The following is a 20,431-nucleotide window of genomic DNA, read 5'->3' as shown; positions in this document are numbered from 1 at the left end:
CCCGCCCGGACGCACGAGCACGACGGTGTCCGGACCCGCCAGTAGGGTGGGGCCATGTCCCACCATCCCGCGTCCGCGACCCCGCACGACGAGCCCGAGCTGAGCCCGGCGGAGCGCTACGCCCGTGCCCGGGCGGCCCGGCACCACGCCGGCTCCGAGCTCGGCCGGTTCGCCGCACGCGTGGGCTTCCCCCTCGACGACTTCCAACGCCGCGCGTGCGCCGAGGTCGAGGACGGCCACGGCGTCCTCGTCGCGGCGCCCACCGGCGCCGGCAAGACGGTGGTCGGCGAGTTCGCCGTCCACCTGGCCCTGGCCCGCGGCACGAAGGCGTTCTACACCACCCCCATCAAGGCCCTCAGCAACCAGAAGCACGCGGACCTCGCCCGCGTGCACGGCGCAGAGAACGTCGGCCTGCTCACGGGGGACACCTCCATCAATCCGGACGCGCCCGTCGTCGTGATGACCACCGAGGTGCTGCGCAACATGCTGTACGCGCAGTCGGACACCCTCATCGACCTCGGCTTCGTCGTCATGGACGAGGTCCATTACCTCGCCGACCGGTTCCGGGGCCCGGTGTGGGAGGAGGTCATCATCCACCTGCCCGAGCACGTGCAGCTGATCTCCCTGTCCGCCACGGTGTCCAACGCCGAGGAGTTCGGCGCTTGGCTCGACACGGTCCGGGGCGCCACCACCGTGATCGTCTCCGAACACCGGCCGGTGCCGCTGTGGCAGCACGTCATGGCCGGGGGCCGGCTCTACGACCTGTTCGCCGAGGACATCGCCTTCGAGGACACCGCGGACCGGGACGGGGAGGCCCTGCTCAACCCCGAGCTCAAACGCCTGGGGGAGGAGGCCGAGCGCCGGTTCCAGCGCGCCGATTGGGGTCGGCCCGGGCGGCAGCAGCACCGCGACGGGCGCGGGGGCGGCCCGAAGGGGCGGGCCAGGGGCGGCCGGCGCACGGGTCGCGACGGCGGCCGGGGCCGGACCGGCTCCTCCGCGCTGGACCGGGAGCGCCCGGTCTCCGGTCGGCCGGGCGGTCACGACGGCGGCCAGCGGCGCGCACCGCGGCTGTCCACGTCGCGCCCGGAGATGATCCGGGCCCTCGACCGCGACGGGCTGCTGCCGTGCATCACCTTCATCTTCTCCCGGACCGGCTGCGACGCCGCGGTGGAACAGTGCCTGCGGGCCGGGCTCGACCTCACCACGGCGCGGGAGAAGGCGCTCGTGGCCGAGCGGGTCGAGGAGGCGGCGCGTCTGCTGCCCGTCGAGGACCTGGAGATCCTCGGGTTCTGGGCGTGGCGGGACGGCCTGTCCCGGGGCTTCGCGGCCCACCACGCCGGCATGCTGCCCCCGTTCAAGGAGGCCGTCGAGGACCTGTTCGCCGCCGGCGCGCTCAAGGCCGTGTTCGCCACGGAGACCCTCGCCCTCGGCATCAACATGCCGGCCCGCTCCGTCGTGATCGAGAAGCTGGTCAAGTTCAACGGCGAGAACCACGTCGACATCACGCCGGGGGAGTACACCCAGCTGACGGGCCGGGCGGGCCGCCGCGGCATCGACGTCGAGGGCCACGCCGTGGTGATGTGGCGTCCCGGGCTGGACCCGGCCGCCGTCGCGGGCCTGGCCTCGCGCCGCACCTATCCGCTGCGCTCCTCGTTCCGGCCCACCTACAACATGTCCGCGAACCTGCTGGCGCAGGTCGGCGCGGAGCGGGCGCGGGGCATCCTCGAGTCCTCGTTCGCCCAGTTCCAGGCGGACCGCTCCGTGGTGGGGCTGGCCCGCGAAGTCCGCTCGAAGCAGGCCAGCCTCGAGAAGTACGAGGAGGCCATGCAGTGTCACCTCGGCGACTTCGCCGAGTACCTCACCCTGCGCAAGGAGCTCGCGGCCGCGGAGAAGTCCGGCTCGCAGGGGCGACGTCGAGCCCACCTGGCCGCCGTGAAGGACTCGCTCGCGAACCTCGCGGTCGGGGACGTCGTCGAACTCGACGCCGGCCGCGCGCTCGGCCGGGCCGTCGTCGTGTTCCCCGCCGGCAACCCCCAGAACCCGCGCGTCGGCGTCGTGACGGACAAGGCGCAGCTGCGCCGCATCACGGTGGACGACGTCGCCGGGCCGGTCGAGCCGGTGGCGGGCGCCGCCCTGCCCCAGGTGGTGCAGGTGAAGACGCCCGCGCAGCGCAAGGACGTCGCCGCGCTCATGCGCGAGGCCGTGCGCACGGGCCGCCCGCCCGCCGGAGGCCGCCGCACGGCGGGCTTCCGCCTCCGGGAGGACCCGGCCGCGCCCCGGGTCGAGGAGCTGCGCCGGGCACTGCGCCGCCACCCGTGCCACGGCTGCCAGGACCGCGAGGAGCACGCCCGCTGGGGTGACCGCTGGTGGGCCATGCGGCGGGAGGTCTCCGTCCTGCGGGAACGCATCGCGGGCCGCACCAACACCATCGCCCGCACGTTCGACCGCGTCGTCGGTCTGCTGCGCGCCTACGGCTACGTCCAGGAGGACGCGTCCTCGCCCCGCGCGGCGCTCACGGAGCGCGGCGAGGCCCTGCGCCGGATCTACGGCGAGCGGGACCTGTTCACCTCGCTGGTGCTGCAGGATCCGGCCACGGACGGCTTGACGCCGGAGGAGTGGGCCGCCGTCGCCGCGCTGCTCGTGTACCAGGGCAGGGGGGAGGCCGAGCCCGGACTGGTCCCGATGCCGACCCCGCGGCTCGCGCGCGTCGCGGAGGCCGCCGAGCGCATCGAGGAGCGCCTGCGCACGGACGAGGCCCAGGCCCGGCTCGAGCCGACGCCCCGGACGGACCCCGGGCTGGTGGCACCCATGCACCGCTGGGTGCGGGGCGCCACCCTGCGCCGCACCCTTGACGGCGCGGACCTCGCCGCGGGCGACTTCGTCCGCTGGGCGCGGCAGGTCATCGACGTGCTGGGCCAGCTGGCCAACGTCCCCGGGGACACCCGTCGCAGCCGTGCCTGCCGCCGGGCCGCGGACCTCGTCTCCCGCGGCGTCGTGGCCACCTCGCTGCCGGCGGCCTCGGCGCCGCGCGCGGACGAGGACTGACACGGGCTAGGGTGGGCGGGTGAGCGCACACCTGTTGACCCGCGGCATCATCCACTCGACGACGGACCCGTACGCACAGGCGCTGCTGGTCCGGGACGGGATGATCGCCTGGCTCGGCGCGGACGACTCCGCGGACCGCGTGGCCGACCCGGGTGACGAACGGCGGGACCTCGACGGCGCCGTCGTCGTGCCCGTGTTCGTCGAGCCGCTGGCCCGGCCCGCGGACGCGCGGGACGCGCTGAGCCGCGGCACCGCCGTCGTGACGGTCCTGGCCGGGCCCGAGGACACGGGCGCCGCGCCCGCCGACGAGGACGTCCAGACCGTCGTCTACCGGCACGCCGACCGCGTGGACGCCGAGGCGGCCGGGGTGTGGCTGCCCGTCGGGACCGACACCGACCCCGCCACGCTCACCGGCCTCCTGACGGCCTCGACCCAGGCGGGGGAGCAGGCCTACCTCGTCCCCGACGGCGGTGCGGACGCCGGGCCCGCCGCCCAGGACGTGGCCCTGACCGCCCTGCGCTCGGTCGCGGAGGAACTCGGCACCGCCGCCCTGGGCCGCGTGCGCCATCGGCTCGTGGTCACCCACCCGGTCACCGCCGAGGACCGCGCCTTCCTGGCCGCCGCCGGGGTCAGCGCCACCGTCGTCCCCGACGCGGACGGCGTGCTGCACGCCCCCGTGGCGAGCCTGCTGGCCGACGCCGTCACCGTGTGCCTGGGCGCCGGCCCGGCCGGGGACCCGTGGGCCGCCGTCCGGTCGGCGCTGTCCCACCCCGACCCGGACGAGCGCATCTCCGCCCGCTCCGCCTTCGCCGCCGCGACCCGCACCCCGCTGCGCGCGCTGCCCGACGCTCCGGCGGCACGCCTGTCCGTCGCCCCGCGCCTGAGCGTGTCGGCCCCGGCCGTGTTCGGCGTCTGGGACGCCGACGCGGTCGCTGTGCAGTCGCCGGACGGCCGGGTGGCGGCGTGGAGCACGGACACCCGGGCCGGCACGCCGCTGCTGCCGGCCCTCGACGCCGAGACCGCCCTGCCCCGCTGGCGGGCCACCTGGGTGGACGGCCGGATCGCCGCGGAGGACGTGGCCCGCGACGCTCACGACGCCGCGACGCCGGCCTGAGACCTCCGCTTCCTATACTCGAACGGATGCGATGGCCCGTCCGACCGGCGGGCCGCCCCCACGACCCCGGCCGGAAGGCGAGAACCGCACATGCGCGTGCTGACCATCATCCCCACGTACAACGAGATCGAGTCGCTGCCGCTGACCCTCGGCCGACTCCGTGACGCCGTCCCGGAGTCCGACGTTCTCGTGGTGGACGACGCCTCCCCGGACGGCACCGGCGACTGGGCCGACGCCCGCGCCGCCGAGGACCCCTCCGTGCACGTGCTGCACCGCACCACCAAGGACGGCCTGGGCGGCGCCTACATCGCCGGGTTCCGCTGGGGCCTGGAGCGCGGCTACGACGTCCTGGTCGAGATGGACGCGGACGGCTCGCACCAGCCCGAGCAGCTGCCGCGCCTGCTGGAGGCCGTCCGCACTGCGGACCTGGTGATCGGCTCGCGCCGCGTGCCGGGCGGCAAGATGGTGAACTGGCCGACCTCCCGCAAGATGATCTCGTGGGCCGGCTCCCTGTACCCGCGGATCATGCTCGGCCTCAACCTGACGGACATCACGGCGGGCTACCGCGCCTACCGGGCCGACACGCTCCGTGCGATCGACCTGGACGCGATCGAGTCCAAGGGCTACGGGTTCCAGGTGGACATGACCTTCCGCACGGCCCGCCTCGGCAAGCGGATCGTCGAGGTCCCGATCACGTTCGTGGAGCGTGAGCTCGGCGAGTCCAAGATGAGCGGCGGCATCATCGGCGAGGCCGTGGTCAACGTGACCCGGTGGGGCCTGGCCGCGCGCTGGGAGGGCCTGCGCGCCCGCCTCGGCCTGTGAGGCGCACAGTCCCCGAACGACGACGGGGCCGGATCCATGGCGGATCCGGCCCCGTCGTGCATGGGGGAGCGGCGGGTCAGGCGTCGACCTCCTCGCCGCGGCTGGCGCGCAGCTTGTTGAGCTGGATCTTGTAGGTCTCCTCCAGCTCCTCGAGGCTGCGGCGCTCACGCAGCATGTCCCAGTGGGTGCGCACGGGCTTGCCCTCGGTCTCAGCCGGCTTCTCGCCGCTGACGAGGAACGCCTCCTTGCCGGTCTTCGAAGTCCAGGTGGCCGGCACGTCCGCCTCCACGGAGAAGGTCACGAACACCTGCTCGCCGTCCTCCGTGCGGTACTCCACCCGCTGCCGGGCGGCGGGCTCGACGCCGGCCTCGGACTCCAGGGACTGCGCGCCCAGGCGCATGCCCCGCAGGCTGCGATCGCTCACGTTTCCTCCTCGTCAGGCCGCGCCGAGGCCCGCGCGGGGGCGCGGGCCGATCGAGGCGCGGCGGGTCGTTCTCACCGATGGAACCATTCAGTGTCCCACAGCATTCCCGTCGGCCTCGCCGGCCGGGCGGGTGCCGGGGGTGCGGCCGGCCGACGGGTCGGGCTCGATCTCCTGCGGCGTGGCCAGGGCCTCGTCGAGCGAGGTCTGCGGCATGTCCTCCGCCGTCACCGCGCCCGCGGTCATCGCGTCCATGACGCCGCTGGCGCGCAGGGCGTCCGCGGTGGTGGGACGGGACCCACGCGGCCGACGCGCGCGCTCCGGGGTGACGCCGGAGTGCTCGGCTCCCGGCTCGCCCGCGCGGTCCCCGGAGTCCCGACGCCGGGGTGCGTGCTCCGGGGTGGGGCGGTCGCCGTCGCCGGGGGCGAACGCCTCACCGAGGCCCTGCAGGGCGCGGGTGAGCTCGGCGGGGACCACGAACATGGTGTTGGCCTGGCCGTCGGCGATCTTGGGCAGGGACTGCAGGTACTGGTAGGCCAGGACCTCGGAGTCGGCGCCGCCGGAGTGGATGGCGTCGAAGACCACCTCGATCGCCTCCGCCTCGGCGTTGGCGCGCAGCACGCGGGCCTGAGCCTCGCCCTCGGCGGAGAGGATCTGGGACTGGCGCTCGCCCTCGGCCGTGAGGATGGCGGCCTGCTTCGTGCCCTCGGCGGTGAGGATGGCGGCGCGGCGGTCGCGCTCGGCGCGCATCTGCTTCTCCATCGAGTCCTGGATGGACATGGGCGGGTCGATGGCCTTGAGCTCCACCCGCGAGACCCGCAGGCCCCAGCGCGTGGTGGCGTCGTCCAGCACGCCGCGCAGCTGGGAGTTGATGGAGTCGCGAGAGGTCAGGGCCTCCTCGAGGTTCATGCCGCCCACGACGTTGCGCAGGGTGGTGGTGGTGAGCTGCTCCACCGCGTGGATGTAGTTGGCGATCTCATAGGTCGCGGCCTTGGCGTCCGTGACCTGGAAGTAGACGACCGTGTCGATGGAGACGACGAGGTTGTCCTCGGTGATCACCGGCTGGGGCGGGAAGGAGACGACCTGCTCGCGCATGTCCACCATCGGGAGCATGCGGTCCACGAACGGGATGATCAGGGTCAGCCCGGCGCCGGCCGTGCGGTTGTACTTGCCGAGGCGTTCGATGTTGGCCGTCCGCGCCTGCGGGATGATCTTGACCGAGGAGGCCACGATCACCGCCGCGAGGACGGCGAGGACGACGAGGACGATGAGGGTTTCCATCGGGGTCCCTTCTTCTGGGGTCGGTGCGGTCGGTGCGGTCGGTGCGGTCGGAACGAGGACGTGGGGCGGCTCAGGCGCCGTCCGCCTCCCAGTCGATGCGGGGGAGCGGGCGGACCACCAGGGTGGCCCCGTCGATGCGCAGGACGGTCACCTCGTCGCCGGGGGCGACCTCGGGCGCCCCGGGCTCGACGCGGGCGGACCAGGTGTCGCCGTCGACGGCGAGCGTGCCGGCGTCGCCGGTGATCGCGCCCTGGGCCGCGACGCGGCGCCCCGGAAGCGTGTCCAGGTAGGAGGCGCCGGCGCCGGTGTCCTTGCGCAGGTGGCGCAGCGCGACGGGGCGCACGGCGGCGAGCATCAGCAGGGCGACGGCGGCGAACGCCGCGAGCTGGAGCGCCAGCGGGCCGCCCACGAGCGCGACCACTCCCGCCGCGCCGGCCCCGGCGGCGATCATCAGGAAGACGAGGTCGAGGGTCAGCAGCTCGACGCCGGCCAGGCCGGCGGCCAGCACCAGCCACAGCCAGCCCGCGTTCGCCTCGATCCACTCCATGCGTGCGCTCCCCTCCGTGTCGGGTGCGCGGACGGGTCTGCCGCGCGTCGACGTGTGATCCCCATCCTGCCCTATGCAGTGGCGTCGGACACAGCGTGTCCCCAGGCGGTCCTGGAAGGAGGGGGCTACCGACCGGTAATGTGAGCTGCATGACATCTTCACCCGTCGCGGTCTCGCCCCTGCTCCAGCCGATCACTCTGGGCCCCCTCACGCTGCCCAACCGGGTGGTCATGGCCTCGATGCACATGGGACTGGAGGATCGGCACGACGACCTGCCGCAGCTGGCGGCGTTCTACGCGGAGCGGGCACGCGGCGGCGTCGGACTCATCGTCACCGGCGGCCTGGGCGTCGTCCCGGAGGGCACGGTGACGCTGGGCGGGGGGATGCTCGCCAGCGAGGAGGACGCGCGCGCCCATCGCGTCGTCACGGACGCCGTCCACGCCGCCGGGGGCAGGATCCTCGCCCAGCTGCTGCACGCCGGGCGCTACGCCCCCAGCGCCGACCTGGTCTCGGCCTCCGCGGTGCGAGCCCCGATCTCGCGGCACACGCCCCGGGAGATGACGGCCGCGGACATCGAGCGGACCGTGAACGCGTTCGCACGCGCGGCCACGTTGGCCCTGGAGGCCGGATACGACGGCGTGGAGATCATGGCCTCGGAGGGCTACCTCCTCAACCAGTTCCTCGCCCCGGCGACGAACCGACGCGCGGACGAGTACGGGGGCGACGCCGAGCGCCGACGCCGGTTCCCGGCGGCGGTGGTCGCGGCCGTGCGCGAGGCGCTGGGGGAGCGCGGCGTGCTCTCGGTGCGCACCTCGGCGGCGGACCTCGTCCCCGACGGGCAGACGCGCGCGGAGATCGCGGACACCGCCCGGGCCTTCGAGGCCGCCGGAGCGGACGTCCTGATGACCGGCATCGGGTGGCACGAGTCCCGCGTGCCGACCATCGTGACCTCCGTGCCGCGCGCCGCGTTCCTCGCCGCCTCGGCTGACCTGACCGCCGCCGTCGACATCCCCGTGATCGCCTCCAACCGGCTCACCACCCCCGCCGAGGCGGAGGAGGCGCTGACGTCCGGGGCCGCCGCGCTCGTCGGGCTGGCCCGGCCCCTGCTGGCGGACCCCGAGTGGATGGCCGCGATCAGCGACCCGCGCGCTCGGACCCTGACCCCGTGCATCGCCTGCAACCAGGCCTGCCTCGACCACGTGTTCACCGGGGCCAAGGTCTCGTGCCTGATGAACCCCCGCGCCGGGCGGGAGACGGAGCCGGAGTACGCCGCGCCCGTCCCGGTGGCCCTCGGCCGCCGGCGCCGGATCGCCGTGGTCGGTGCCGGGCCGGCGGGCCTCACGGCGGCGGAGCGTGCGGCCCGGTTCGGGCACGAGGTCACCCTGTTCGACCGGCACGCCGAGCCCGGCGGCCAGTTCCGGCTCGCCCGGCGCATCCCCGGCAAGGAGGAGTTCGGTCCCGCGCTGGAGCACCTGGCGGCCCGCGCGGCGGTGTCCGGGGTGACGCTCGTGACCGGGGAGGAGGTATCCGCACAGACACTCCTGACCGACGACGGGCGGCCGGGTTACGACGAGGTGCTCCTCACCACCGGCGTGCGGCCCCGGCCCGTCGATCTGCCCGGGACGGGGGAGCCGGGCGCGCCCGCCGTCCATGCCTATGACGACGTGGTCCTGGGGCACGTCGACGTCGGCCCGCGCGTCGCGGTGATCGGCGCCGGCGGCGTGGGCGTGGATGTCGCCGAGGCCCTGGCGGCCGGCACGGAACGGCCGGACGGGACACCCGAGACGCAGGAGCACTGGCGGGCCCGCTGGGGCGTGGCACTGACCTCTCAGACGCCGGGCCAGCTGGCGAAGCCGGCCGCGGCCGACCCCGGACGCGAGGTCCACCTGCTCCAGCGCAGCCCCGGACCGATCGGCGTGCGACTGCGCCCCACCACCGGCTGGGTGCACCGCGCCGAGCTGCGGCGGCACGGGGTCCACCTGCACTCCGGTGTGACCTACGAGGGCCTCGGCCCCGACGGCCTGCGCGTGACCGCGCCGTCCCCGGAGGACCCCGAGGCCCGCGTGGCGCTGACCCTGGACGTGACGGACGTCGTCGTGTGCGCCGGGCAGGAGTCCGAGACGGATCTCGTCGAGGACCTGGTGGCTGCGGGCTACGCGCCGGAGGCGGTGCGCCTGATCGGTGGCGCGGCCGAAGCCCGCGAGCTCGACGCCTACCGGGCCATGGACCACGCCGTGCGGGCCGTGCAGGGCTGAGCCGCGCCGCCGGCCGGCGGGCCCTCCCGGGCGGACGACGTCGGGGCTACGGTCGGGGCATGGCTCTCATCTACACCGCACGCCTGGACCCGGACAAGCCCGAATGGATCCGCCGCCGCCTCGTGGCGCACGGACTGCCCGAGGACGTGACCGCCGAGAAGGTCGGCTCGTACCGGTTCGACGATCCCACCGGCGAGATCGGCGTCGAGTCGATGCTCGTGCGCGTGGGGGACCGGCTCTACCAGACTGCGTTCGCCTACCGAGGCGACGCACCCGCCGAGGGAGACGTCGTGGCCGAGGTGGAGCACTCCGTCCTGGGACACCGCTGGGTCGTGGACGCCGCCACCGACCCGGACGCGCGCCGTATCCTCGCAGCCGCCGTGCGCGGCGAGATCCCGCAGGCCCGGCTCGAGATGCACGACGAGTCCGGGACCTACCTCGAGACGCGCGCCCCGGATCTCACCCTCCGCGTGATCGGCGCCGATGCGACGGGGGAGCTCGAGGTGCCGGTCGAGCTGTCCGAGACGGACGAGGCGGACGTCGACGGCCCGCGATGCCTGGTCGCCGAGGGAGACGGTGTGCGGGCCGTCGTCGCGCGCCTGTCCTGAGGGGCGGTCCGCGCGGTCAGAGGCCGCGCGGACCCCAGGGCCGCAGCCGGCGATGGCTGGTGAGTGACATGTAGAGCGCGATGCACCAGCCGAGGACGGTCCACCCCGTGAGCAGGTTCACCCAGAACACCGCCCACACGTTGGAACGGCCGCGGACGGCGGCAATGGCCCACGGAGCCAGGTAGCCCGCCGTGGCGATGGCCAGGACGACGGCGATCGTCGCGTGCAGGGGGCGGTCGCGCTGGTCGGTCATGATCGTCATGGGTCCAGGCTACGCGCGAGACCCGCCGCGCGGGGCGCCCCTGTCCGCCCTTCTACCGTGCGCCGATAATGTACATTATGTCAACTAGCTCGTTCTTCGCCTCCCCTTCGGGCGCCGACCTGTGAGAGGGTCACACGATGGATGACACTTTCTGGGGCATGTCGGCCACGGGCTGGACTGCCTACTACACCCTGCTGACCGCCGGACTCCTTCTGGTCGCCATCGCCGCTGCCTTATACGCCCGGAACCAGGTGCAGATCGCCCGGGCCGCCCAGCGAGAAGCAACTCGCCCGTACATCATCGTGACTGCGGAACCGTCGCCAATCGGCTGGCGGGTCATGGACCTGGTAATCCGAAACATCGGGCAACGCCCTGCGTACAACGTCAAGGTCAGTTTGACCCCAGAGCCTGTCCGGGCCAACGAAACGCCCGGAGCCCCCATCAGCGAAGTGCAGTGGTTAAGAGAACCCATTCCGATGCTTGCTCCAGGTCAGGAGTTGCGCACGTTCTACGACGCCATGGAGGAACGCCTGAACTCAGGGAGGTCGGACCTGCCGACCAGTCACGATTACTCGGTTGAGTACGACGAAGGCACCGTCGCCGCGAAGAAGGGCAAGCGTGATCACCGGGACTCAGGAGTAGTGGACCTCAACGCGATGGCGGGGGCCATGCAGCCCGACGTGTACAACATCCACCATGTCGCTTCCGCGCTTCGTGACATCAAGAAGGAAGTCGCCAAGATGAATAGGTCCGGGACCTACATCCAACCTGCTTCCGAGGTTCGTGACATCCTCGACCAGCGCGGGCCCAGGACAAAGCCTCGTTCAACAGTGCCGGGCCCTTTGCCTGCGGAGCGGTCCGCGCTGCGTCGGCTTTATGACCGCTTCACGGGCCGGTGAGAACCTACTCGAACACGTGTGTGTCTACGCTCGATAGCAGCCCGAAGCGCAAGCACACCTCAGGAGGGACCGTCATGACGCAACAGCACCCCAAGGACCCCCTCCAGGCCGACTGGGAGGCGCTTGCTGAGGTCTTCGAGGCCGAGGACCGAGAAGACCGCCGTGCCGAGGCTCAGCGCCGCCGTGAGGGTCTCCCCGAGCCGAAGCGGGACATCCGGACGTTCGACGGCTTCGCCAGCGGTGGAGCGGCTCCTCGCGCCTGAGCGCCTGCTCTTGAGCCGCTACCTCTGCGCGACCCACGCCTCTTCCAAGAGCACGCTCACGAGGGCGTACTCAGCGCGGTCACGGTCGAGGTCGGGCACGAGGTGGGTGATGCTGTCCGTGGCGCGCTCGGCTGCCTCGAAGACTGCGGTGATCAGGGCCTGCTGATTGGTCGCTCTCATGCGCCTGGAATGTAGCCAGGTGGACCGACATTCGACAGGAGTTCGTAGTCGGTCGGGCTGGTGCTCGGCGTACTGTGGGTGCTGGACTAGCGGTAGCGGCCCGTCACGTGGGGGTTCGATGCGCTACGGAAGTCTCATCTAGAGTGCGAGAGAAGCAATCCGACTTGCACAGTCATTCTGAGATGACCCCTAGTTACGTGTCTCATGTCAACTGCGGAAGGTCACCCTGCGTGGCACGCGCTGCGTCGTGAGCTGGCCCAGGCGGCCGCGCCGGGCGGCACCGACAACGCGTGCCGGGGTTCACTCCCCCGGGTCTGTGGAGAGCCGCTCCAGCAACGGCAGGACAGCCGCCACCGCCGTCCGGCTCACATGCCAGAGCCCGTGCCGCAACCGGGAATGGACGGCCTGCTGACTGATCCCGAGCTCCGCCGCCGCCTCTCGCTGACTGGCGCCGGCTTCGACCAGCCGTCCCGCCGCGTGCTGGTCAGCGGACCGGCGCCGTTCCACTGCGGCGACCAGCTGCAGGGTGGCCTCCGCACAGCGCAGATCAGCCTCTCGGCCGGACTCCGAGGCGCGGCCCGGGCGACCTCCGGCCGGCAGCACGAGTCGGCCCGGTGCCCGCCGGGCGCGCCGCCGCTCGGCTGGCGTCAGATACGACAACGCTGAGTCCTTGTCGGAGCCACCCTCTGGATCCAGCATCACCGCCCAGGACCCGGTCCGCACGGCCCACAACGCCAGGCCCACCGCAGCCGCCGCGTCGTCGAGGACGACGGCCAGCTCGCCGTCGTGCGGCGCCGCATCGTCGTCCACCGGGTCGGATTCGTCGCCGAGCCACATCGCCGCGGTCACAGCCGCGTCCGGGCGGGGATCGTCGCGCAGCGCGGTTGCCAGACGCCGCGCGTCCTCAGCCGTGGCGGTGGTCGGTCGGATGAGCACCAGATGTACGGACACCATGCCCAGAGTCTATCTCTGACAAAGGCAATGTCTTGTCGCACGGCACGTTCGCCGAGCCGCCCCCGGCCGTACGATCCGCCTCGACTTCGCGGTGGGCCAGACTGGATGCATGACGTCCTCCCCCACCGCCCGTCGTGTCGTACCCGCCGAGCACCGTGCCCCGCGCGGCGCCCTGCCTGCGCTTGCCGTCGACCTCCTGCTCACCGTCCTCTTCGTGGCTCTGGGCCAGGGGCAGCACTCCACGGAGCGCGGGCCGGTGGGCCTGCTGGTCACGGCGGCGCCGTTCCTCGCGGGTCTCCTGCTCATGACCGGGCTGACCTCCGGACACCGGACCTGGGCCCGCGTGTGGCCCCACGGTGTGATCGTGTGGCTGGGGACCGTCGCCGTCGGGATGGTCCTGCGCGTGGCCTTCGGCCTCGGTGGCGCACCCGTGTCCTTCGTGCTCGTGGCGCTCGGGGTGCTGGGCGTCCTGCTCCTGGGCCGCCGGGCAGTGACCGCCTGGCTGGTGCGCCGCACCCGGAGGTGAGGGCCCGGCGCGCAGCTAGGATCATCGCGGACACCGGACCCGCAGCATCGAGGAAATGAGGACCGCCCGTGGTCACCGCCATCGTCTTGATCAAGACCGACAAATCCAGCATCCCGGAGACCGCCGAGGCCCTCGCTGCGCTCGAGGGGGTCGGGTCGGTCTACTCCGTGACCGGCGCGTGGGACCTGGTGGCGATGGTCAAGGTGCGCCGCTATGAGGACCTCGCCGACGTGATCGCCGACCACCTCTCCAAGGTCGACGGGATCCAGGACACCGAGACCATGCTGGCCTTCCGGACCTACTCGTCTGAGGACCTCGGCGAGGGATGGGCGCTCGGCTTCGACTCCTGAGCGTCCTCTCCACGACGGGCCCCATCTCGCCGGGGAAGGCCCGTCGTCGCACCATCAGGATCTGGAGAAGGCGACCCAGCGGTCCAGGACGTCACGCGCGGCGCCGGAGTCGATCGACTCGGCGGCCCGCGCCATGTTGGCCGCCAGCCGCTCCATCAGCGGCGCGTCCGCGTCGCGGTCCCAGGCCGTCAGGCCCGCGGCCGCGTTGAGGAGGACGGCGTCGCGGATCGGGCCCTTCTCCCCCGCCAGCAGAGCGCGGACGAGGGCCGCATTGTAGGCGCCGTCCCGCCCGGCCAGGGCCTGGACGGGGGCCAGGTCGATGCCCAGCTCCCGGGGATCGAGCTCGTGGGTGCGCACACCGTCCCGGACCTCCATGACGGTCGACGGCCCCGACGTCGTGATCTTGTCCCGGCCGTCCGCCCCGCGGAAGACGAAGCCGCGCACCCCCCGGTCTGCGAGCACCTGCGCGAGCAGCGGGACCATGGCCTCGCTCGAGCAGCCCAGGGCCTGGGCGGTGACCTGGGCCGGATTGCTCAGGGGGCCGAGGAAGTTGAACACGGTGGGCACGCCGAGCTGCTTGCGCACCGGGGCCACGTACTTCATGGACGGGTGGTAGTTCTGGGCGAAGAGGAACGTGATGCCCACGGCCTCGGCGCACTCCTCGGCCTTCCGGGCCGGCATGGACAGGTCCACGCCGAGGGCCTCGATCACGTCGGCCGCGCCGGCGGTGGACGAGGCGCCGCGGTTCCCGTGCTTGACGATCCGCGCGCCCGCACCGGCGGCCACGAGCGAGGACATCGTGGAGAGGTTCACGGTGCCCAGGCGGTCGCCGCCCGTGCCCACGACGTCGAGGGTCTCCCCCGGCACGTGCACCGGGTTCGCCGCCTGCACCATCGCCTCGGTCAGGCCGCGCAGCTCCGGCACCGTCACCCCCTTGGCGGCCAGGGCGAGGAGGAATCCGCCCACCTGCCCCTCGGTGGCATCGCCGGCCATCATCTCCCCCATGGCCCACGCGGCGACGTCGTCGCTGAGGTCCTCACCGAGGGTGAGGGCGCGGAAGACCTCCGGCCAGGAGGTCCCCAGGACTGCTGCGGTGTTCTCGGGGGTGCTCACGCACTGAGCCTAGCGGCCCGGCCGCACCCGGGACGGCGCCATGTCATGCGCCGCGCACCGCGAATCTGGATATCACCTGGACGCCAGCCCCCAACTGACACTGTAACCCCCCGACGGTGCTGACGACCTGTCCTGCGACACGGTAGGTTCGATTTACCGCCCGGGCGGTGTTTGGGGCCATAATGGCTGGGTGACCACAGCTAACCCCACTCTCCATCAGCCCACCACGGGGCTCCCGAGCCGGCCGAACATGGTGCAGGTCGGGACCATGGTGTGGCTCGCCAGCGAGCTCATGTTCTTCGGTGGGCTCTTTGCCATGTACTTCACCCTTCGCTCCACGTCTCCGGAGCTCTGGGCCGAGCACACCGCGATCCTCAACGTCCCGCTCGCCGCGGTGAACACGACGATCCTGGTGCTCTCCTCCGTCACCGCCCAGTTCGGCGTCCTCGCCGCCGAGCGCCTTCAGCCCCGCCGCACCGGCGGCTTCCTGCAGTTCGGGAAGTGGGGCATGGTCGAGTGGTTCATCCTGACCTTCATCATGGGCTCGATCTTCGTGGCGGTGCAGTCCTACGAGTACGCGGTCCTCGTCTCCGAGGGTGTGACCGTCGCGGCGAACGCGTACGGCTCGGCGTTCTACATCACCACCGGCTTCCACGCCATCCACGTGACCGGCGGCCTGATCGCGTTCCTCTTCATCATCGGCCGCGCCTACATGGCCCGCCGCTTCGGCCACCACGAGGCCACGTCCGCGATCGTCGTGTCCTACTACTGGCACTTCGTGGACGTCGTCTGGATCGCCCTGTTCTTCATCGTCTACTTCCTGAAGTAAGACGACCCCTCACTCACCGCACCGACTTCAGGCCCGGGCCGGCAGCATGAGCGGCCCGACCCGGAAGAGAACGATAGGAAACCCCCGTGAAGGCACTTTCGCAGAACCGACGCCATCCCCTGATGGGGCTGGCGCTCCTCCTGCTGGGACTCCTGGTGACCGGCGGACTGTACTCCGTCGCGAGCACCGTGAACCAGGCGCAGGCGGCCACGCAGGTCACCGCGGCCGCCTCGGCTGATGACATCTCCGAGGGCGAGAAGCTCTTCAACGCGAACTGCGCCTCGTGCCACGGCACGGGAGCTGCGGGGGGTCCCTCCGGCCCGTCCCTGATCGGTGTCGGCGCCGCCTCCGTCGACTTCCAGGTGGGCACCGGCCGCATGCCGATGCAGATGAACGGCCCGCAGGCCCAGGTCAAACCGAACCAGTTCAACGACGAGCAGACGGCGCAGCTCGCCGCCTACGTCGCCTCGCTCGGCGCCGGCCCGGCCGTCCCCGAGGACGAGTACCTGGACGTGAACCACGAGGACGTAGACATCACCCGCGGCGGCGACCTGTTCCGCATCAACTGCGCCATGTGCCACAACGCGGCTGCGGCCGGCGGTGCGCTCACCCGCGGCAAGTACGCCCCCTCTCTGCAGGGCGTGGAGGAGAAGCACATCTACGAGGCCATGGAGACCGGCCCGCAAAACATGCCGGTGTTCTCCGACTCGAACATCAAGCCCGAGGACAAGCGCGACATCATCGCGTACCTCAAGACCATCGAGAACCAGGGCTCCCCCGGCGGCCTCGCCCTCGGCTCGCTCGGCCCCGTCTCCGAGGGCCTGTTCATCTGGACCGCGGGCCTGGCGCTGATCATCGGCTTCATGGTCTGGCTCACCAGCCGGTCCTCCTGATCCCGTCGGCGCAGGCGCGCCGACCACCCGTCATCGACATTCATCACTCGAGTAAAGGAAACAGGACATATGGGCGAGAAAGGCTTTGAAGGGACCGAGCACCGCTCGGGTTCCCTCGAGCACGCCGGCGAGGACGCGCCCCGCTACGCGATCGACAACCCGGGCCTGCCTCCGCACCGTCCGCGTCTGGCCGATGAGGATCCGAAGGCCGCGAAGCGCGCCGAGCGTCAGGTCTCGGTCATGTTCCTCATCTCCATCGTGGGCACGGTGCTCTTCTTCATCGGCTACTTCGGCGTGGGGCAGATCGGCAACGGTGAGGCGTTCAGCAAGATCTACCTGCAGAACCTGCTGCTCGGCCTGGGCACCGCCCTCGCCATGTTCGGCATCGGCATCGGCGTGGTGCACTGGGCCAAGACCCTGATGCCGGACCACGAGACCGTCGAGGACCGTCACGAGATCCGCTCGGAGGCCGACCGCGTGGCCGCCACCGGGATGATCTCCGAGATCCTGGACGAGTCGCAGATCAAGCGTCGCCCCCTGCTGCGCAACACCCTGATCGGTGCCGCCCTGCTGGCCCCCCTGCCGTTCATCGCCGTGTTCCGCGACCTGGACGACTCGGACAACTTCTCGGACGAGGAGACCCACAACTTCGGACCGGAGCGTCTGCGCCACACCATGTGGGCCGAGGGCGTGCGCCTCGTGCGTGACCCCACCGGCTCCCCCATCAAGGCCTCGGACGTCACGCTCGGCTCGGCCGTGCACGTCATCCCCGACGGCCTGAACGATCTGGGCCCCGACAAGCTCAACCAGAAGGCCAAGGCCGTCGTCCTGCTCATGCGCCTGGACCCCGCCAAGGTGAAGATCACCCCGGGTCGCGAGGACTGGAACGTGGACGGCATCTTCGCCTACTCCAAGGTCTGCACGCACGTGGGCTGCCCGATCGCCCTGTACGAGCAGCACACCCACCACCTGCTCTGCCCCTGCCACCAGTCGACCTTCGACCTGACGCAGGAGTGCAAGGTCATCTTCGGCCCGGCCAGCCACGCGCTGCCGCAGCTGCCGATCACCGTGGACGACGAGGGCTTCCTCGTGGCCCAGAGCGATTTCCATGAGCCCGTCGGGCCTGTCTACTGGGAGCGTGGCTGACACCTATGAGCACCACCGTGAATGAGTTCCAGCCGGCGACCTCGACCGGCCGCATCGCGAACTTCGTCGACACCCGCACGGGGATGTCGCCGATCGTGAAGTTCTTCGCCCGCAAGATCTTCCCGGACCACTGGACGTTCATGTTCGGCGAGGTCGCCCTGTACAGCTTCGTCATCCTGCTGCTGTCCGGCGCGTTCCTCACGTTCTTCTTCGACCCCTCCATGTCGGAGGTCGTCTACAACGGGGCCTATGCCCCGCTGCGCGGCATCGAGATGTCCGCGGCCTACGCTTCGACCCTCGACATCTCGTTCGACGTGCGCGGCGGTCTGTTCATGCGGCAGCTGCACCACTGGGCGGCGCTGCTGTTCGTGGCGGCCATGTCGGTCCACATGCTGCGCGTGTTCTTCACCGGCGCGTTCCGTCGCCCCCGTGAGCTGAACTGGCTGGTCGGCTGCTTCCTGCTGATGGCCGGCTGGGCCGCCGGCTTCACCGGCTACTCCCTGCCCGATGAGGTGCTCTCCGGCAACGGCCTGCGCATCATCGACGGCATCCTGAAGTCCCTGCCGCTGGTCGGCACGTACCTCTCCGCCTTCTTCTTCGGCGGCGAGTTCCCCGGCCACTCGGTCATCGGCCGCCTGTACGCCCTGCACATCATGATCGTGCCGGCCGCCATCCTGCTGCTCATCGGCATCCACCTGTTCATGGTCGTCGTGCACAAGCACACCCAGTACCCGGGCCCGGGCCGCACCGAGGACAACGTGGTCGGCTACCCGGTCGGCCCCGTGTACGCGGCCAAGGCCGGCGGCTTCTTCTTCATCGTGTTCGGTGTGCTCGCGCTCATCGCCTCCACGGTGACGATCAACGCCAACTGGAACTACGGCCCGTACGATCCGTCCCCGGTGCAGGCCGGCACCCAGCCCGACTGGTACATCGGCGTGTTCGACGGCGCCCTGCGCCTCATGCCGGGCATGATCGGCGACTACTCCTTCCTCTGGAACATCCCGATGCCGTGGGGCTCCTCGGTGTCCCTGCCCATGGGCGTGCTCGTGCCGCTGATCCCGGTCGGCGCCCTGCTCGTCGGCATGTGCACCTGGCCCTGGATCGAGCGGTGGATCACCAAGGACAACACTGAGCACCACCTGCTCGACCGTCCGCGCAACGCCCCGGCCCGCACGGGCATCGGCGTGGCCGCCGTCGTCTGGTACTGCGTCATGTGGGCGGCCGCGTCCTCGGACCTCATCGCCACCCACTTCCACCTCTCCCTGAACGACGTGCTGTACGTGCTGCGCGCGCTGTTCTTCCTCGGCCCGGTGATCGCCTTCATCGTGACCCGCCGCATCTGCCTGTCCCTGCAGCGCAAGGACCGTGAGCTGGTGCTCCACGGCCACGAGGCCGGCGTCATCGAGATGTCCCCCGAGGGCGGCTTCCACGAGCGTCACCGCCAGCTCACCGACTACGAGCTGTACCGCCTGGTGTCCTTCGAGGACCGTCGCCCGGTGCCGGCCATCCCCGGCCGCAACGGCAAGGTGGGCGCGCTGGAGAAGGCCCGTGCCGGCCTGAACCGCATGTTCTACCAGGATCGCGTCGCCCCGGTCTCCCGCGAGGAGCTGGTGGAGGCCCGCACCCACGGCCAGCACGGCCACGAGGACGGCGGCCACCACGAGCTGGGCGCCGACCCGAGCGCGCACAACCCGAAGATCGACGGCTGACCGCGGATCCTCTCGGACGCAGAAGGCCCCGCACACCGCTCGGTGTGCGGGGCCTTCCGCTGTCCGGACTCCCGCCCCTTCGCGTCCTCTGTCGTCTGGACACTTTCGTCCGGGAAACGGGAGCCTCCGGCGGTGCTTTCGTTCGGGATACGGGAGGCTGCGGGTTCTCAGCCTGCGACCGGGCCACGCCGAACCGGCCGTTCTCCTCCCCTGGAAGCGTCGTCCGGCGCATCTGGACGCCAGACCCACGCGCCGTCGTCGGGGTCCCGGCGCCACCCCTGCACGGGTGCATGCGCGGGTCGGACGACGTCGGTCAGCCACAGCGTCGTGCCCGGGTTCCACCCGGCGAGCACGGTCGCGACGCCCGAGGCGACGGGCAGGCAGCGCGCGGCGGAGGCGAGGCAGCCGAGTGCCGTCAGGTGGAGCGCATCCCACTCCTGGGCTCCACGTTTCCGATCCGGGTGCAACCATCGACCCGCCCTCCCGGTCCCCTGCCACTCGGTCCCCGGTCACCCGGTGCCAGTCGTGCCGCCTGGAGGCGCTCACGTCCAGAGGGACGCTACGCCACAGCCGGGCCCGGTCACCCGGGCTGGTCACCTTGTACGTACGTCCGACATCGTTCCACGGGGTCACGGCGGCCGTCCCCGCCCCGGAGTCGTCTCCGATGAGATCCAACCCCGCAGGCACCTGCGAGACGCTTGCGACGATGGCCACCGGGATCGACCACCAGATCCCGTACCGGTTCGCCGTGGGGTCTGCGGGATTCCTGCCGCTGCGCGGGCTTCCTCCCGCCGCTCCACCCGCGCCCCGGCCTCGAGGACGCCTCGGGAGTCCCCGGGCAGCGAACTCCGGCCTTCTCGCTCCCAGCCGTCGATCACCCACCGGGAGTCTGCCCGCGGACGAGCCCCCTGGCGGGCCGGCCCTGAGCCCAGCACGTACTCCGCCTCCGTCTCCAGGACCGCTCGGATGCTCGGGTGCGCTGCCAGCACGTCCTCTCCGTCGGGCTCCTCTGCCAGTACCTCGCGGCCGCCACCGTGCCGACCAGGGCCGCGTGATCGCGTCGTTCCTCGGCCGGGTCCATGTGAGGTCGAGGCCGGCGAGGGCCTGCACGAGCTGACCTGTAAGCGGCCATGAAAAGCTGCCCATAGGTGGCCAGGGAATGACCCGCTGACGGCCATGAGGACTGCCCAGTGATGGCCACGGGAACTGCCCGG

The 20,431-nt window shown here is 71.8% G+C and carries 20 protein-coding genes; 13 read left to right on the top strand and 7 right to left on the bottom strand.

Annotation, left to right across the window (positions count from 1 at the left end):
• Positions 1-54 precede the first annotated feature (54 nt).
• The 3 genes from DE149_RS09085 (at position 55) to DE149_RS09075 (ending at position 4,981) form a co-directional block, all read left to right on the top strand.
• Positions 55-3,045, top strand: a complete 2,991-nt coding sequence (locus DE149_RS09085; protein WP_113914387.1) for an RNA helicase — start codon at positions 55-57, stop codon at positions 3,043-3,045.
• 19 nt (positions 3,046-3,064) lie between these two features.
• Positions 3,065-4,159 carry a hypothetical protein gene (locus DE149_RS09080; RefSeq protein ID WP_041103783.1) on the top strand — a complete coding sequence of 365 codons (1,095 nt, stop codon included), beginning with the start codon at positions 3,065-3,067 and terminating at the stop codon, positions 4,157-4,159.
• Between the two features lie 90 nt (positions 4,160-4,249).
• Positions 4,250-4,981: a polyprenol monophosphomannose synthase gene (locus DE149_RS09075; RefSeq protein ID WP_036315073.1), complete on the top strand. Its 732-nt coding sequence runs from the start codon at positions 4,250-4,252 to the stop codon at positions 4,979-4,981.
• A 76-nt stretch (positions 4,982-5,057) separates the two neighbouring features.
• Here the strand turns inward: DE149_RS09075 and DE149_RS09070 are convergent, their stop codons facing one another.
• The 3 genes from DE149_RS09070 to DE149_RS09060 all read right to left on the bottom strand — a co-directional run bounded on the left by DE149_RS09070 (position 5,058) and on the right by DE149_RS09060 (position 7,230).
• Positions 5,058-5,405: an RNA polymerase-binding protein RbpA gene (locus tag DE149_RS09070; protein ID WP_060774975.1), complete on the bottom strand. Its 348-nt coding sequence runs from the start codon at positions 5,403-5,405 to the stop codon at positions 5,058-5,060.
• Between the two features lie 87 nt (positions 5,406-5,492).
• Complete coding sequence (locus tag DE149_RS09065; protein ID WP_078025539.1) at positions 5,493-6,683, bottom strand: SPFH domain-containing protein; 1,191 nt, start codon at positions 6,681-6,683, stop codon at positions 5,493-5,495.
• Between the two features lie 70 nt (positions 6,684-6,753).
• Positions 6,754-7,230, bottom strand: a complete 477-nt coding sequence (locus DE149_RS09060; protein WP_020624804.1) for an NfeD family protein — start codon at positions 7,228-7,230, stop codon at positions 6,754-6,756.
• 149 nt (positions 7,231-7,379) lie between these two features.
• On the opposite strand from DE149_RS09060, the gene DE149_RS09055 reads away from it, so the two are divergent.
• Both DE149_RS09055 and DE149_RS09050 read left to right on the top strand, forming a co-directional pair.
• Positions 7,380-9,485, top strand: a complete 2,106-nt coding sequence (locus tag DE149_RS09055) for an NADPH-dependent 2,4-dienoyl-CoA reductase (RefSeq protein ID WP_113914386.1) — start codon at positions 7,380-7,382, stop codon at positions 9,483-9,485.
• Between the two features lie 59 nt (positions 9,486-9,544).
• Positions 9,545-10,093, top strand: coding sequence for a hypothetical protein (locus DE149_RS09050; protein WP_100057212.1), 549 nt, complete (start codon positions 9,545-9,547; stop codon positions 10,091-10,093).
• 16 nt (positions 10,094-10,109) lie between these two features.
• Here DE149_RS09050 and DE149_RS09045 read toward each other — a convergent pair whose 3' ends face one another.
• The gene (locus DE149_RS09045) at positions 10,110-10,355 is read right to left on the bottom strand and encodes a superinfection immunity protein (protein WP_020624801.1); all 246 of its coding nucleotides are present in this window, start codon (positions 10,353-10,355) and stop codon (positions 10,110-10,112) included.
• A gap of 137 nt (positions 10,356-10,492) precedes the next feature.
• On the opposite strand from DE149_RS09045, the gene DE149_RS09040 reads away from it, so the two are divergent.
• Both DE149_RS09040 and DE149_RS09035 read left to right on the top strand, forming a co-directional pair.
• Positions 10,493-11,254, top strand: coding sequence for a hypothetical protein (locus tag DE149_RS09040; RefSeq protein ID WP_063190036.1), 762 nt, complete (start codon positions 10,493-10,495; stop codon positions 11,252-11,254).
• Positions 11,255-11,328: 74 nt separating this feature from the next.
• A complete protein-coding gene (locus DE149_RS09035; RefSeq protein WP_063190034.1) occupies positions 11,329-11,517 on the top strand; it encodes a hypothetical protein in 189 nt (62 codons plus the stop codon).
• Between the two features lie 18 nt (positions 11,518-11,535).
• Here DE149_RS09035 and DE149_RS11715 read toward each other — a convergent pair whose 3' ends face one another.
• Together DE149_RS11715 and DE149_RS09030 are read right to left on the bottom strand one after the other, a co-directional pair.
• Complete coding sequence (locus DE149_RS11715) at positions 11,536-11,697, bottom strand: hypothetical protein (protein WP_186319892.1); 162 nt, start codon at positions 11,695-11,697, stop codon at positions 11,536-11,538.
• A 300-nt stretch (positions 11,698-11,997) separates the two neighbouring features.
• A complete protein-coding gene (locus DE149_RS09030; RefSeq protein ID WP_113914385.1) occupies positions 11,998-12,651 on the bottom strand; it encodes a hypothetical protein in 654 nt (217 codons plus the stop codon).
• Between the two features lie 109 nt (positions 12,652-12,760).
• Between DE149_RS09030 and DE149_RS09025 the strand changes: the two genes are divergently transcribed.
• Both DE149_RS09025 and DE149_RS09020 read left to right on the top strand, forming a co-directional pair.
• Positions 12,761-13,177, top strand: a complete 417-nt coding sequence (locus tag DE149_RS09025) for a DUF3054 domain-containing protein (protein WP_036384761.1) — start codon at positions 12,761-12,763, stop codon at positions 13,175-13,177.
• Between the two features lie 68 nt (positions 13,178-13,245).
• Positions 13,246-13,527 (top strand): Lrp/AsnC family transcriptional regulator, encoded by a 282-nt coding sequence (locus tag DE149_RS09020; protein ID WP_036384759.1) that lies wholly within the window; start codon positions 13,246-13,248, stop codon positions 13,525-13,527.
• 54 nt (positions 13,528-13,581) lie between these two features.
• On the opposite strand, the gene trpD is transcribed toward DE149_RS09020, so the two are convergent.
• Positions 13,582-14,640 carry an anthranilate phosphoribosyltransferase gene (gene trpD / locus DE149_RS09015; RefSeq protein WP_036384758.1) on the bottom strand — a complete coding sequence of 353 codons (1,059 nt, stop codon included), beginning with the start codon at positions 14,638-14,640 and terminating at the stop codon, positions 13,582-13,584.
• Positions 14,641-14,890: 250 nt separating this feature from the next.
• On the opposite strand from trpD, the gene DE149_RS09010 reads away from it, so the two are divergent.
• The 4 genes from DE149_RS09010 to DE149_RS08995 all read left to right on the top strand — a co-directional run bounded on the left by DE149_RS09010 (position 14,891) and on the right by DE149_RS08995 (position 19,217).
• Positions 14,891-15,469, top strand: coding sequence for a cytochrome c oxidase subunit 3 (locus DE149_RS09010; protein WP_020625607.1), 579 nt, complete (start codon positions 14,891-14,893; stop codon positions 15,467-15,469).
• An 86-nt stretch (positions 15,470-15,555) separates the two neighbouring features.
• Positions 15,556-16,362 (top strand): cytochrome c, encoded by an 807-nt coding sequence (locus DE149_RS09005; protein ID WP_036315101.1) that lies wholly within the window; start codon positions 15,556-15,558, stop codon positions 16,360-16,362.
• Positions 16,363-16,431: 69 nt separating this feature from the next.
• Positions 16,432-17,508, top strand: coding sequence for a ubiquinol-cytochrome c reductase iron-sulfur subunit (locus DE149_RS09000; protein ID WP_063190030.1), 1,077 nt, complete (start codon positions 16,432-16,434; stop codon positions 17,506-17,508).
• A gap of 5 nt (positions 17,509-17,513) precedes the next feature.
• Positions 17,514-19,217 carry a cytochrome bc complex cytochrome b subunit gene (locus DE149_RS08995; protein WP_063190028.1) on the top strand — a complete coding sequence of 568 codons (1,704 nt, stop codon included), beginning with the start codon at positions 17,514-17,516 and terminating at the stop codon, positions 19,215-19,217.
• Positions 19,218-20,431 lie beyond the last annotated feature (1,214 nt).

The organism is Micrococcus sp. KT16, from assembly GCF_003315015.1.
GTDB classification, from domain to species: domain Bacteria; phylum Actinomycetota; class Actinomycetes; order Actinomycetales; family Micrococcaceae; genus Micrococcus; species Micrococcus luteus.
The sequence above is the reverse complement of the archived record's forward strand: the minus strand, read 5'-3'. Positions and strand labels throughout refer to the sequence as shown.